This window comes from Streptomyces sp. L-9-10, assembly GCF_004151105.1.
Taxonomy (GTDB): Bacteria; Actinomycetota; Actinomycetes; order Streptomycetales; family Streptomycetaceae; genus Streptomyces.
In genome coordinates, this window is sequence record NZ_PHRF01000095.1 from 196,041 (window position 1) to 209,534 (window position 13,494).

Annotated in this window: 13 protein-coding genes; 6 read left to right on the top strand and 7 right to left on the bottom strand. The window is 71.1% G+C overall.

Translation table 11 applies throughout. The annotated features are described in order from the left end of the window. Positions 1 to 49: 49 nt before the first annotated feature. Together CU044_RS22230 and CU044_RS22235 are read right to left on the bottom strand one after the other, a co-directional pair. On the bottom strand, positions 50 to 919 hold the full coding sequence (locus tag CU044_RS22230) for a PHP domain-containing protein (RefSeq protein ID WP_129770478.1): 870 nt from the start codon (positions 917 to 919) through the stop codon (positions 50 to 52). Positions 920 to 1,113: 194 nt separating this feature from the next. Beyond that, positions 1,114 to 1,752, bottom strand: a complete 639-nt coding sequence (locus CU044_RS22235) for a DUF6758 family protein (RefSeq protein WP_129770479.1) — start codon at positions 1,750 to 1,752, stop codon at positions 1,114 to 1,116. A gap of 161 nt (positions 1,753 to 1,913) precedes the next feature. On the opposite strand from CU044_RS22235, the gene CU044_RS22240 reads away from it, so the two are divergent. Further along, entirely contained in the window at positions 1,914 to 3,155 is a 1,242-nt protein-coding gene (locus CU044_RS22240; RefSeq protein WP_129770480.1) for an MFS transporter, read from the top strand. A 161-nt stretch (positions 3,156 to 3,316) separates the two neighbouring features. Here the strand turns inward: CU044_RS22240 and CU044_RS22245 are convergent, their stop codons facing one another. Next, positions 3,317 to 3,913 carry a suppressor of fused domain protein gene (locus CU044_RS22245; RefSeq protein ID WP_129770481.1) on the bottom strand — a complete coding sequence of 199 codons (597 nt, stop codon included), beginning with the start codon at positions 3,911 to 3,913 and terminating at the stop codon, positions 3,317 to 3,319. A 444-nt stretch (positions 3,914 to 4,357) separates the two neighbouring features. Between CU044_RS22245 and CU044_RS22255 the strand changes: the two genes are divergently transcribed. Both CU044_RS22255 and CU044_RS22260 read left to right on the top strand, forming a co-directional pair. After that, positions 4,358 to 5,482 (top strand): magnesium and cobalt transport protein CorA, encoded by a 1,125-nt coding sequence (locus CU044_RS22255; RefSeq protein ID WP_129770482.1) that lies wholly within the window; start codon positions 4,358 to 4,360, stop codon positions 5,480 to 5,482. Between the two features lie 67 nt (positions 5,483 to 5,549). Next, complete coding sequence (locus CU044_RS22260; protein ID WP_129770483.1) at positions 5,550 to 6,095, top strand: hypothetical protein; 546 nt, start codon at positions 5,550 to 5,552, stop codon at positions 6,093 to 6,095. On the opposite strand, the gene CU044_RS22265 is transcribed toward CU044_RS22260, so the two are convergent. Beyond that, positions 6,092 to 6,880, bottom strand: coding sequence for a hypothetical protein (locus tag CU044_RS22265; protein WP_129770484.1), 789 nt, complete (start codon positions 6,878 to 6,880; stop codon positions 6,092 to 6,094). The genes CU044_RS22260 and CU044_RS22265 overlap by 4 nt on opposite strands. Positions 6,881 to 7,084: 204 nt before the next feature. On the opposite strand from CU044_RS22265, the gene CU044_RS22270 reads away from it, so the two are divergent. The 3 genes from CU044_RS22270 to CU044_RS22280 all read left to right on the top strand — a co-directional run bounded on the left by CU044_RS22270 (position 7,085) and on the right by CU044_RS22280 (position 10,148). Continuing rightward, positions 7,085 to 8,362, top strand: a complete 1,278-nt coding sequence (locus CU044_RS22270) for a CBS domain-containing protein (RefSeq protein WP_129770485.1) — start codon at positions 7,085 to 7,087, stop codon at positions 8,360 to 8,362. A 67-nt stretch (positions 8,363 to 8,429) separates the two neighbouring features. Beyond that, positions 8,430 to 8,945 carry a DUF1003 domain-containing protein gene (locus tag CU044_RS22275; protein ID WP_165371963.1) on the top strand — a complete coding sequence of 172 codons (516 nt, stop codon included), beginning with the start codon at positions 8,430 to 8,432 and terminating at the stop codon, positions 8,943 to 8,945. 42 nt (positions 8,946 to 8,987) lie between these two features. Then, complete coding sequence (locus CU044_RS22280) at positions 8,988 to 10,148, top strand: Mrp/NBP35 family ATP-binding protein (RefSeq protein WP_240045768.1); 1,161 nt, start codon at positions 8,988 to 8,990, stop codon at positions 10,146 to 10,148. Between the two features lie 95 nt (positions 10,149 to 10,243). Here the strand turns inward: CU044_RS22280 and CU044_RS22285 are convergent, their stop codons facing one another. The 3 genes from CU044_RS22285 to CU044_RS22295 form a co-directional block, all read right to left on the bottom strand. Next, entirely contained in the window at positions 10,244 to 10,909 is a 666-nt protein-coding gene (locus tag CU044_RS22285; protein WP_193564039.1) for a hypothetical protein, read from the bottom strand. Positions 10,910 to 11,024: 115 nt separating this feature from the next. Next, positions 11,025 to 11,513 (bottom strand): sec-independent translocase, encoded by a 489-nt coding sequence (locus CU044_RS22290; protein WP_129770487.1) that lies wholly within the window; start codon positions 11,511 to 11,513, stop codon positions 11,025 to 11,027. A 94-nt stretch (positions 11,514 to 11,607) separates the two neighbouring features. Beyond that, the gene (locus CU044_RS22295) at positions 11,608 to 13,386 is read right to left on the bottom strand and encodes a trypsin-like peptidase domain-containing protein (RefSeq protein ID WP_129770488.1); all 1,779 of its coding nucleotides are present in this window, start codon (positions 13,384 to 13,386) and stop codon (positions 11,608 to 11,610) included. Positions 13,387 to 13,494: the final 108 nt, after the last annotated feature.

Below are 13,494 nucleotides of genomic sequence, written 5' to 3' on the forward strand. Positions count from 1 at the left end.
CGGTACGGAAAAGGGGAGGCGGTACGGATACGGCGCGGTACGGCCGGACTTACGCGCGTCCGCCCGCACCCGGTACCGGGAAGGCGCCGGAGGCCCGCCGGGTGATCTCGCCGTAGATCTCCGGGTCGGTGGTACAGCCGCCGAGTTCCACGGACTTGCGGCTGCCGTGGTAGTCGCTGGATCCGGTGGCCAGCAGGCCGAGTTCGGCGGCCAGTCCGCGCAGCCGCGCCCGGGTCGGTTCGTCGTGGTCCATGTGGTCGACCTCGATGCCGTCGAGACCGGCGGCGGCGAACCGGACGATGGCGGACTCGTGCACGACGCGGCCGCGCTTGGCTGCCAGCGGATGCGCGAACACGGTGACCCCTCCGGCGGCCTTGACCATGCGGATCGCCTCGAAGGGGTCGAGTTCGTGCTTCTCGGCGTACGCGCGTCCGCCGTCCGCGAGCCACTCCGTGGTGAAGGCGTCGGAGACGGTCTCGACGACGCCGAGTTCGACGAGGGCGGTGGCGATGTGCGGACGGCCGAGCGAGGCGTCGCCCGCGATGCGCGACACCTGTTCCCACGTGATGGGGACGCCCAGCTCCTGGAGCTTGCGGACCATCGTCCGCGCGCGCGGGACGCGGTCGTCCCGTACCAGCTCCCGCTCGGCCAGCAGCTCCGGCTCGTCCGGGTCGAAGAGGTACGCCAGCATGTGCAGGCTGATGCCGTCGAGCCGGCAGGAGAGTTCCGCGCCGGTGACGAGGGTGAGGTCCCGGTCGAGGGCCGGGAGCGCGGCGATCGCCTCGGCGTGGCCGCGGGTGGTGTCGTGGTCGGTCAGCGCGACGACGTCGAGCCCGGCGGCGGCCGCGTTGCGCACCAGCTCGGCGGGGGTGTCCGTACCGTCGGAGGCCGTGGAGTGAGTGTGCAGATCGATGCGCACGGCGCGTCACTCCGGAGGTTCGGCGCGGACAGGGGGACGGTCAAGGATAACGGCACGCGGGGACGGCCCAGGACGCGTCGGGCGCCCACGCGGGCCGGGACGGGCGGCGGGCAGGGAGGCGGCCCCTCAAGGCCCCTCAAGGCCCCTCAAGGCCCCTCGGAGACGGTCACAGAGGCTCACGGGCGGTCAGTGACTCAGGAGAGCAGCCGGGGCGACAGCGCTCCGCAGGGCAGCAGCTCCATCTCCGCGCCCACGTCCCGCAGATCGGTCAGCACCACCTCGTCGTAGAGCAGTAGCCCCGACTGTTCTGGCCAGACGATCGCCCACAGCCACAGCCCGAGCGCCTCGCCCGCGAAGACCGCGCGGTCCTCCGGGGCGTCCGCGACATGCCAGAGCGGGGTGGGCCGGCCGGCCGCGAGCACCTTGGTCTGCGGTGGCTTGTCGACGCAGATGGCGGGGCCCGGGTCCGGGCCGTCGATCCCCGCGTAGCGCGCGCCGAGTCCGACGCCCAGCTCCTCGGCGACGAGCAGCAGTTCCCCCATACCGCCGAGCGGCCCCGGTCCCGAGCAGGCGACGGCGGTGGCACGTCCCCCGCTGCGGTCGTCGCCCGCGTACGCCACGCCGGTGAAGAGCCAGCCGACCGGCAGCGGCCAGGGCATCCACACCGGCACCTGGGCGCGGTGCACCACGACACCGAGGGCCTCGACGCTGGGCGGTATCACGGGCTGCAGCGGATGCACCGTGCCATGTACATCACACTGCCAGGAGTCGGCGAAGAGGCCGGGCGCCCTGACTCGGCCACCGCACTTCGGGCAACTGGGTTCGCCCCTCATAGCGCCCCACGGTCCTCCCCGGCCGACGCCGCGTCAAGGACGATCACCCGTCCGGTCAGAGTCCGAGCACGGAGAGATAGATGTAACTTGCACTCATTAGCTTGCCTAACTTATTGTGTGCATATTGCATCGATCCAGCGGGAGAGTGGAGGGCACGCCTCATGCGCGGAGAGGATCCGTTCGACGAGGGAGACGAGGGAGCGGGCGGTCTGCTGCGTCAGCCGAAGGCCGTCTGGGCCACGGCGGGCGCGTCCGTCGTGGCCTTCATGGGGATCGGTCTGGTGGACCCGATCCTGCCGTCCATCGCCAAGGGTCTGGAGGCGACCCCGAGCCAGGTCTCGCTGCTCTTCACCTCGTACTTCCTGATCACCGCGGTCGCCATGCTCCTCACGGGCTGGGTCTCCAGCCGCATCGGGGGCAGGAAGACCCTGCTCGCCGGTCTGGCGCTCGTCGTGGTCTTCGCCGCCCTGTCGGGTACGTCGTCGTCGGTGACCGAACTGGTCGGCTTCCGGGCCGGCTGGGGGCTCGGCAACGCGCTCTTCGTCTCGACCGCGCTCGCCGTGATCGTCGGCGCGGCGGCCGGGGGCAGCGCGGCGGCGATCCTGCTGTACGAGTCGGCGCTCGGCCTCGGCATGGCCTGCGGACCGCTGCTCGGCGCGCTGCTCGGCGATGCCAGCTGGCGCTATCCGTTCTTCGGCACCGCGGCCCTGATGGCCATCGGCTTCGTCTGCATCACGGCGTTCCTCAAGGAACAGCCCAGGCCCGCGCGCAGGACGTCGCTGCTCGATCCGGTCAGGGCCCTGGGGCACGGCGGGCTCGCGTCCGCGGCGGCCTCGGCGTTCTTCTACAACTACGCGTTCTTCACCGTGCTGGCCTTCACGCCGTTCGTACTGAACATGACCCCGTACGCGTCGGGGGCCGTCTTCTTCGCCTGGGGGCTGCTGCTCGCGGTCTTCTCGGTACTGGTGGCGCCCCGGCTCCAGCGGCGCTTCGGCTCGCTCCAGGTGCTGGGCGGCTCACTCGTGCTGCTCGCCGTCGATCTGCTGGTGCTCGGATACGGGAACCACACCGCGGCCGTCGTCGGCACGATCGTCTCCGGCGCCTTCATCGGCCTGAACAACACCGTCTTCACCGAACTGGCGCTGGGTGTCTCCGACGCGCCCCGGCCGGTGGCGAGCGCGGGCTACAACTTCGTCCGCTGGTTCGCCGCGGCGGCGGCGCCCTTCCTCGCACCGAAGATCGAGGAGTGGAGCAACGTCCACATCCCGTTCGTGGTCGCCGCGCTCGCGGCCGTCGTGGGAGCGGTCATCGTGGGCGTACGGCGCGGCGCGCTGAGCCGGGAGGCCGAGGAGCTGCGGCCCGCGCACGCCACGGAGGACGGCGTCACGGTCTTCGCCGACTGAAGCCGCTGACCGGCTGACCGGCTGACTGGCCGACTGGCTGACGCGGCGGGGAAACGCCGAGTGTGTCCGCGCTCACTTCCCGGTCCCGCCCGGTCCCGGTACCGCCCGGTCCGCAGTACCGCTCAGACCCAGTACCGCTCAGACCCAGTACCGCTCAGTCCTCAGTCCAGGGGCACGGAGGCGCGCAGCGGGTCGCGCAGATCCGTGCCCCGCGCGAGCCAGCGCTCCTCAAGCTCCCGCGCGCCCCTGACCCGCTTCCACGCCGCCTCATTGGGCGTCATCGGCAGCAGCGGCAGAAACCGCACCGGCTCCAGCGGCGCGTCCAGCTCAAGATCCGCCACCAGCCCGCCCGGCTCACCGACCAGTACGGAGCTGAAGGGCGCCCCCGGCCACAGCGGCTCACCGAGGTCGAGCGAGCTGCCCGGGGCCACGACCACGCCCTCGACCTGTGGGGACGCGGCCAGCACGGCCAGCGGGCGGAGGACCTGATCGGTATCGGCGAGCCCGGCGCGCACCGACAGGACGAGTTCGGCGCGCGGTCCCTTCACGGGGTCGGCGAGCAGCGCCGACGGGTCCGCCATCGGCTGCGCCGACATCCCGAGCGTGGCGTAGCGCACCACACCGGAGCCGCCCTGGGAGTCCACGAAGCGCAGCACCTCGAAGCGGTCCGTCCCGAGAAACGTCACCGCAGCGCGCGCGTCCGGCTCGCCCAGCGCCGTGCGGAGCCGGGCCTCGACCCGATCAAGAATTTCTCCCATCCGGCGAGCATAGATCCCGTAAGGATTGGGCAAGGGTCAGAGTTGGCCCTCAGTGTGCTGATAGTCTTGGCCGCTGGTAGGGACAGCACGCAGAAGCGTTGCCCTCTTGTCCCGACGACGTCATCCCCTACGGGGGACCGGCCGGAGGAGGTGGGGCTGCGGTGGATCGAAGTCACCCGGCCAGTACCAACCGCTCTTCCGTACGGACCTCGTGTCCGGTGATCTGACGCCCCGTCCCCCGGGCCCACGGCATATCGCACGACGGAAGAGCACGTCTCTCAGTACCTGAGCAGTGCCTGAGCAGTATCTGACTCTCTGCCTGTCTGTAGCGAACGCCGTCACCGCGACCCTCCGGTGCCGCCCGCTTTGCGGACGTACGCATTCACGTCCCCATTCCGGGCTGTGCCACGCCTCGCCGACGGCCTCTCCGTGAAGGAGCCCGCCATGTCGATGATCCGTGACCTGCGCGCAGCGGTCCGTCCGTCCCTGCGCAAGACCAAGCCCGTGTACGGCAAGTACGACACGTACGACGCCACCCGTGACCCCTCCGCGTCGAGCGCGGTCGTCGACTGCGCGGTCTACCGCGACGGCCGGCGGGTCACCGAGAACCCCTGCGTCACCCCGCACGAGGCGATGCTGCGGGTGCGCGAGGGCGGCGGCTTCGCCTGGATCGGCCTGCACGAGCCGACGGAGGAGGAATTCGCCGGTATCGCGGCCGAGTTCGGGCTGCACCCACTGGCGGTGGAGGACGCCGTGCACGCGCACCAGCGGCCCAAGCTGGAGCGGTACGACGACACCCTGTTCACCGTCTTCAAGACCATCCACTACGTGGAGCACACCCAGCTGACCGCGACCAGCGAGGTGGTCGACACCGGCGAGGTCATGTGCTTCACCGGCCGGGACTTCGTGATCACCGTCCGGCACGGCGGCAAGGGCTCGCTGCGTGCGCTGCGCCACCGGCTGGAGAGCGACGCCGAGCTGCTCACCAAAGGGCCCTCCGCCGTACTGCACTCCATCGCGGACCATGTCGTCGACGGGTACGTCGCGGTGGCGGCGGCCGTGCAGGACGACATCGACGAGGTCGAGATCGATGTGTTCTCGGCACCGGAGAAAGGCAGCTCGCGCGGCGCGGACGCCGGGCGTATCTACCAGCTCAAGCGCGAGGTGCTGGAGTTCAAGAGGGCCGTCTCCCCGCTGCTGCGGCCGATGCAGCTGCTGAGCGAGCGGCCGATGCGGCTGGTCGACCCGGACATCCAGAAGTACTTCCGCGATGTCGCCGACCATCTGGCCCGGGTGCACGAGCAGGTCATCGGCTTCGACGAGCTGCTGAACTCGATCCTCCAGGCGAATCTGGCGCAGGCGACGGTCGCGCAGAACGAGGACATGCGCAAGATCACGTCCTGGGCGGCGATCATCGCCGTACCGACGGCCGTGTGCGGGATCTACGGCATGAACTTCGAGCACATGCCGGAGCTGGGATGGAAGTACGGCTATCCCATGGTGCTCGCCGCGATCGCCACCATCTGTCTGACGATCCACCGCACCCTGAAGCGGAACGGCTGGCTCTGAGGGCCGGTCCGGCCCGCCGAGTACGTCCTGTCCGGCCGCCGTCCCGGCGGCTGGATAGGCTGCGGGCATGACAGAAGCAGACCTCGGGCCCGACCTCGGACAGGTCCTCGTCGAAGAGGCCACGAAGAAGTCCGGCCTCATCTGGGTGCGCGGCTCGGGTCCCGACCGCGCGCTGTGGCACGTATGGCACGAGGGCGCGGCGCTGCTGGTCGGGGACGGCCCCGGGGAGCAGCCGCTGCCGGGGCTCGCGGACGGCTCGGTGGCCGAGGTGACCGTACGGAGCAAGGACAAGGGCGGCCGGCTCGTCGCCTGGACGGCGGCCGTCGTGGAGCTGGCACCGCACTCGGAGGGCTGGGAGACGGCCGTCGCCGAGCTCAAGGGCAAGCGGCTGAACGCGCCCGACGCCGAGGTGATGACGGACCGTTGGGCGCGTGAGTGCCGGGTGCTGCGGCTGACACCCCAGGACGCGATCACCGACCTGCCGGACTCCTCGCTGGCGGCGGCGCCGCTGCCGACCGACGCGACGACCCGTCAGCCCCTGCCGGCCTCGCTCGGACGGCTCCTGCTCAAGCGCGACAAGGGCAGGGGCAACGGCAAGGGCAAGCGGAGTTAGTCGCTGGTGGCCGGGAGCCGGCTGCCGTAGTCGACGGTCTCGCCCTTGGCCGGCGCCGCCAGTTCGAAGTCACGGCCCCAGTCGGCGAGCGAGAGCGTCCCCGCGCCGCCCGCGCGCACCAGTTGCAGCGGGTACGGTGCGCCCTCCAGCGAGACGTCCAGCGTCCCGCCGTCGCCCTCACCGCCGTTGATCTTGATGGTCTTCACGCCGCCGATCCGGTCGCGGTCGCCCTTGTTCAGCTTGCCGTGCAGCGTCAGTATCCCGGCGAGCAGCACCTTCATGTCCGTGAAGCCGCTGAGCTGTTCGTACGAGGGGTCGTCCTCCGGGACCTTCACATACTTGTCCTGGAGCTTGTCCGCGGCCTCGGCGTCCGAAGCGCTGGGCTTGGCGCTCTCCTTGCCGCCGTCGCCGTCGCCGCCCTCATCGTCCGCGTGGTTCCAGAAACCGGCGTCGGCCTTCAGGAAGAGCGCGTCCTCGATGCGCAGCAGCTGGAAGGTGCTGTTCTTCGACGTGACGGTTCCTGTCCCGCCGTTCGCCTTGAGCCGCATGTTGAGCTTGTAGGTCTCTCCCTGCGTGACCAGCGTGCCGGCGAGCCTGACCGCGCCCGCGGCGTTCGCCGCGGTCTGCGCCTTTCTCTCGATCTCGGTGGCGGAGAGCTTGCCGACCCCGTTCGTACCCTCGTCCGGATCCTCACCGCATGCCGTGAGAACCGCGGCCAGCCCCACGCAGAACGCGACGGGGAGAGCGACCCTGCGGGCACGGCCGGACGACAGGAGAACGGTCACAGACGCACTGCCTCTCAAACGCAGCTGGGGATGGCAGACCGCAGCGTACCCGGGCCGGAGGTACCTCTCGACAGAGACCGCACAGACATCGCAGGAAGGCTGTACGGACGGATCCGTCAGGGCGTACCGCAGCGGTACGGGCTAGCCTGAACCCGTTATCCCGCTGGATAGAAGGACAACCGCGGACGAAGGAGGCGCTGGGAAATGGCGGCAGGCGCCCCCCGGATCTTTGTCTCGCATCTCGCCGGTGTGGCCGTCTTCGATCCCGTCGGCGACCAGGTGGGCCGGGTCCGCGATCTCGTGGCGATGCTGCGGGTCGGCGGCCGTCCGCCGCGGCTGCTCGGACTGGTCGTCGAGGTGCTCAGCCGGCGCCGGATCTTTCTGCCCATGACCCGGGTGACCGGTGTGGACTCCGGCCAGGTGATCACCACGGGCGTGCTCAACGTACGCCGCTTCGAGCAGCGGCCCACCGAGCGCCTCGTCCTCGGCGAGCTGCTCGACCGCCGGGTGCGGCTCGTGGAGAGCGGCGAGGAGGTGACGGTCCTCGATGTCGCCGTCCGTCAGCTGCCGGCCCGCCGTGACTGGGAGATCGACAAGGTCTTCGTACGGCGCGGCAGGAAGGGCGGCGCCCTGCGGCGGCGCGGGGAGACCCTGACCGTCGACTGGTCCGCGATCACCGGCTTCTCGCTGGAGGAGGAGGGGCAGGGCGCGGAGAGCCTTGTCGCCACCTTCGAGACCCTGCGTCCGGTCGATCTCGCCAATGTGCTGCACCATCTGACCCCGAAGCGGCGGGGCGAGGTGGCCGTCGCCCTCGATGACGACCGGCTCGCGGATGTCATGGAGGAGCTGCCCGAGGACGACCAGGTGGAGATCCTCGGCAAGCTCAAGGAGGAGCGCGCGGCCGATGTCCTGGAGGCCATGGACCCGGACGACGCGGCCGACCTCCTCTCCGAGCTGCCCGAGAACGACAAGGAGCGGCTGCTCACGCTGATGCGGCCGGACGACGCCGCCGATGTGCGGCGGCTGATGGCGTACGAGGAGCGCACGGCGGGCGGTCTGATGACGACCGACCCGATCGTGCTGCGGCCCGACGCGACGGTGGCGGAGGCGCTGGCCCGGGTACGGCTCCCGGACCTCTCCCCCGCGCTCGCGGCGCAGGTCTATGTCTGCCGGCCGCCGGACGAGACGCCGACGGGCAAGTACCTGGGCACGGTGCACTTCCAGCGGCTGCTGCGGGATCCGCCGTACACGCTGGTCAGCTCGATCGTCGACAGCGATCTGCCGCCGCTCGCGCCCGACACCCCGCTGCCCGCGATCACCAGCCATCTCGCGGCGTACAACATGGTGTCGGCGCCGGTGGTGGACGAGGGCGGGTCGCTGCTCGGCGCCGTGACCGTCGACGACGTGCTGGACCACCTGCTGCCCGACGACTGGCGGGAGACCGGCTACCACGGCATGGAAGAGGCGGCCCGTGGTGAGTGAGCGCCCCGACAGGGAGCCCGGCCGGGAGCGCGCGAGGACCAGCTCGGGGGCCGGGTCGACCGCGCTGATGCGGGGTGGCCGGGTCAGGCTCGATCAGCCCGCCCCGCCGCGGCGCCGGCTGCTGCCCGAGTACGATCCCGAGGCTTTCGGGGTGCTCTCGGAGCGAATCGCCCGTTTTCTGGGGACGGGGCGCTTCATCGTCTGGATGACGCTGATCATCATCGTCTGGCTCGTCTGGAACGTCACCGCCCCGCGTGAACTGCGCTTCGACCCGTACCCGTTCATCTTTCTGACGCTGATGCTCTCCCTCCAGGCGTCGTACGCGGCGCCGCTGATCCTGCTGGCACAGAACCGCCAGGACGACCGGGACCGCGTCACACAGGAGCAGGAGCGCAAGCAGAACGAGCGCTCGATCGCCGACACCGAATACCTGACGCGCGAGATCGCGGCGCTGCGGATCGGCCTCGGCGAGGTCGCCACACGCGACTGGATCCGGTCGGAGCTCCAGGATCTGATGCGGGACATGACGGAGCAGCACGCGCCGCCCCGGCCGGAACCCGGGCGTGAGGAACCCGACCGCTGACGGGCTTTCCCGAGCCGGTGCGGACCGCCGTACCATCTCGGTATGGCTACCGACACGTACGGAACCGCCGTCCCTGCGGAAGAAGCGGTGCGCGAAGCGCTGGCGACGGTGAACGACCCCGAGATCCACCGGCCGATCACCGACCTCGGCATGGTCAAATCGGTGGATATCGGTCCGGACGGAGCGGTGGCCGTCACGGTCTATCTGACGGTGTCCGGCTGCCCGATGCGCGACACGATCACCCGGAACGTGACCGACGCGGTCGCCCGGGTCGCGGGTGTCACGCGGGTGGACGTCACGCTGGACGTGATGGGCGACGAGCAGCGGCGCGAGCTGGCGGCCTCGCTGCGCGGCGGCACCGCCGAGCGCGAGGTGCCCTTCGCCCAGCCGGGCTCCCTGACCCGGGTGTACGCGGTGGCGTCGGGCAAGGGCGGGGTCGGCAAGTCCTCGGTGACGGTCAACCTGGCCGCCGCGATGGCGGCCGACGGGCTGAAGGTCGGTGTGGTCGACGCGGACATCTACGGGCACAGCGTGCCGCGGATGCTCGGCGCGGACGGCAGGCCCACACAGGTCGAGAACATGATCATGCCGCCGTCGGCGAACGGCGTGAAGGTGATCTCCATCGGGATGTTCACCCCGGGCAACGCGCCGGTCGTCTGGCGCGGTCCGATGCTCCACCGCGCGCTCCAGCAGTTCCTCGCCGACGTCTACTGGGGCGATCTGGACGTACTGCTGCTCGACCTGCCGCCGGGGACCGGCGATATCGCGATCTCGGTGGCGCAGCTCGTGCCGAACGCCGAGATCCTGGTGGTCACCACCCCGCAGCAGGCCGCGGCCGAGGTCGCCGAGCGGGCCGGCTCCATCGCCGTACAGACCCATCAGAAGATCGTCGGCGTGGTCGAGAACATGTCGGGTCTGCCCTGTCCGCACTGCGACGAGATGATCGACGTCTTCGGCACCGGCGGCGGCAAGCTGGTCGCCGAGGGGCTGACGAAGACGACGGGCGCCGAGGTGCCGGTGCTGGGCGCGATCCCGATCGACGTACGGCTGCGGGAGGGCGGCGACGAGGGCAAGCCCATCGTGCTCTCCGACCCCGACTCACCGGCCTCCACCGCGCTGCGCGGGATCGCGAGCAAGCTGGGCGGCCGGCAGCGCGGTCTGTCGGGCATGTCGCTGGGGATCACCCCGCGCAACAAGTTCTGAGACGGGGCCAGGATCGACAGCTCGACAGCGTCAACGGGTAAGGGGCGGCCGCCCATTGCGGTCGCCCCTTGCCCGTTGCCCCTTGGCTGTCGCCCCTAGGACGCGTACGTCCTGATGTCCTCGATCACCGAGAAGCCGAGGCCGTAGGCGCTCATCCCGCGCCCGTACGCCCCCAGGTGCACCCCGCGGCGCGTCGAGCCGGCCAGCACCCAGCCGAACTCGGACTCGCGGTAGTGGAACGGCGTCGGCTCCGCGTCGACGGGCAGCGAGAGCGTCGTCCAGTCGGGCCCGTCGAGATCGTCGGCCAGCTCGAACGCGGCCTCCGTCTGCTGCTCCAGCCAGTTGTCACGCAGCGAGTGGTCCAGCTGCGGAGGCCAGGTGAACGCCAGCAGCGCCGAACCGGCCAGCCAGGCCGCCGAGGAGGCCGTGGTGGCGTCCAGGTGCCCGGTACCGTCACCGGTGCGCCGTTCGGGGCTCGTGGCCACCGTCACGACCACCGCGAAGCGTTCCCTGTCGGCGGCCGGAGCCTCCGGTCTTATCGACGGCTCTTCACCATGGCCCGTGGCGCCGTGCCGTACCGTTCCGTCGGCCGTCGCGCCGACCTGCATGAGCCAGCGCGGCCCGGTGAAGGCGTCATCCAGTCCGTACCAGGGAAAAGGCGCCCGCAGATAGCCCTCGACCGAACGCAGGGCGGCTGCCCCGCCTCCGGCCCTGGCTGAGCTGGCCGCGTCCCGCGTACCCGCCCGACTCGTCGTCTCCATCTGCCGGCGCCTCCTCGATCGTGAGCGTACGGAGCGGCCCGCCCCCGACGGGCGCCCCACTACCGAACACTTGGAGGATAGCCACCAGGTCCCGACCCGATGGGATTGATCGTACTCAGGTGGCGTCTGCGTCGAAGGGCGGACGTTCGGGCCGAGTGGCCTTTTCCGGCTTCTTGAGCAGGTCGGGAATGGTGGAAGCGCCGGTCGCGGACGACCCGATCGCAGCGGAGCCATTCGGGGAGACCGGCGTCGCGGAGGTGTCCGTCTCGGACGCGCTCTCGTGACCGTTCACCGCGTCCGCGACCTCGTTCATCTCCTTGCGGAGGTCGAAGCTGCTGCGGATCTCCTTCAGCCCCAGATCGTCGTTGTCCATCAGCTGCTTGCGGACGAACGTCTTGGGGTTGAGGTCCTCGAACTCGAAGTCCTTGAACTCGGGACCCAGCTCGGAGCGGATGTCCTCCTTGGCGCTCTCGGAGAACGCGCGGACCTTCCGTATGAAGCCGGAGACGTCCTGGATGACCTTGGGCAGCTTCTCGGGACCGAAGACGATCACGGCGAGAACCGCGATCGCGATCACCTCAAGGGCGCCAATGTCATTGAACACGTGCTGCTCCTCGGGGTGGGTCGAAGGTCGGGCGAGGTCCGGGCCGCTCCACGGTACCTGCCGGAACTGTCCGGGCGGTACCTTCCGGTGGCCGTCAGGTGCCGTCTGCGGAGCCGAGAGTCAACTTCATGGTCCGCTCTTTACCTCCGCGGTCCAGTGTCAGCTCCAGCTGGTCGCCGGGGCGGTGGGCGCGGATCTTGACGATCAGCTCCTCACCGCTGTGCACCCGCTGGCCGTTCACCTCCGTGATGACGTCCCCCGCCTTGATGCCGGCCTTGGCGCCGGGGCCGCCCGCGGTCACCCCGGGCCCGCCGTCGGCACCCTTGTCGCCGACCTTGGCGCCGTCGCCCGCGTACTCCATGTCGAGGCTGACGCCGATCACCGGGTGCGTGGCCTTCCCGGTGTTGATCAGTTCCTCGGCGACGCGCTTGCCCTGGTTGATCGGTATCGCGAAGCCGAGGCCGATCGAGCCCGACTGGCCGCCGGTGAGGCCGGTGCCGCTGTCCGCGGCGCGGATCGCGCTGTTGATGCCGATGACCCGGGCGCGGGTGTCCACCAGCGGGCCGCCGGAGTTGCCGGGGTTGATCGGGGCGTCCGTCTGCAACGCGTCGACATAGCTGACGTCGCTGCCGTCGCCCTTCTCGCCCCCCGCGGTGATGGGGCGCTGCTTGGCGCTGATGATCCCGGAGGTCACCGTGTTGGACAGATCGAAGGGGGCGCCGATGGCCACCACCGGATCGCCGACCTGGACGCTGTCGGAGTTGCCCAGCGGCAGCGGCTTGAGCCCGGAGACGCCGGTGACCTTGACGACGGCCAGGTCGTAGCCGCTGTCCTTGCCGACGAGCTTCGCCCTGGCGGTCTGGCCGTCGCTGAACGTGACGGATATCTCGCCGGAGGAGGAGGCCGGCTGGACGACGTGGTTGTTCGTCAGGATGTGGCCCTGCCGGTCGAGGACGAAGCCCGTGCCGGTGCCCTGCTCATCGCTGCCGCTGACATGCAGGGTGACGACGCTGGGCAGCGCCCTGGCGGCGATGCCCGCGACGCTGTCGGGCGCGCGCCCGCCCGCTTCCGCGTCGGCCTGCGGGAGTTCGACGCTGGTGAAGCCGCCGTTGCGTTCGATGTACGCGCCGACCGCGCCGCCGAGGACACAGGCGGCGAGGACCAGCGCCCCGGCGGCGACGAGCCCGGCCCGCCGCAGGCCGCGCCGCTTGGGCGGCTCGCCGTACTGGGTCAGGGGCTGGGGCCCCGGCGCGTTCCAGGGGTCGTACCGGTGCCACTGCGAGGACTCGGGCCCGCCGGGCGCCTGGGCGTGTGCCTGGGGCGGGGGCGGGGGCGGAGGCTGGGACCCCGGGACCGGCTGGTGGGGCGGCTGGGGGTGGTGCGGCTGCGCGTGCGGCTGCTGCGGGATCTGGACCTGCGGCGGCGCCGCGTGCGCGGGCGGCGGCAGTGGCGTGCCGTGCGCGGGCGTGGGGCGCTGTACGGGCGGAGCGAGCGCCCAGGGGCCGGGCTCGCCGTAGGGCGGAGTGCTGTAGGCGTCGGGCTCGTGCAGCGGCCGCGGACGCCCCTGAGGCGCCTGAGCCGCGTCGACGGGTACGGGAGCCGGAGCCACGTCGGGGGGCACGGGAACGGCGTCGGCGGGCACGGGGGGCGCGTCGACAGGTGCCGGAGCCGCGTCGACGGGTACGGGAGCCGGGCCGGCGGGGACCGGGGCCGGGTCAGCCGCCGCTGACGGCCCGTCAGCGGCGGGCGGCGACTGCGCCGTCACCTCGTCGCTCCGGGCCGGCGGCACCCCGGACCCCTGCGGTACCGCGCCCTCGGCCGAGGGACGGCTCCACCACTTCACCGTGGGTCCGGTCGGCTTCCCGTCGTCCATGCTCTCCCCGCAACTGCCGTTCCGCGCCCCGATGGGCACCCTGCCAAGGATTCAACCAGGTTTACGGTTTTCCGCGCAGGGGGCCGCCGGGCGGACGGGACTTTCGCG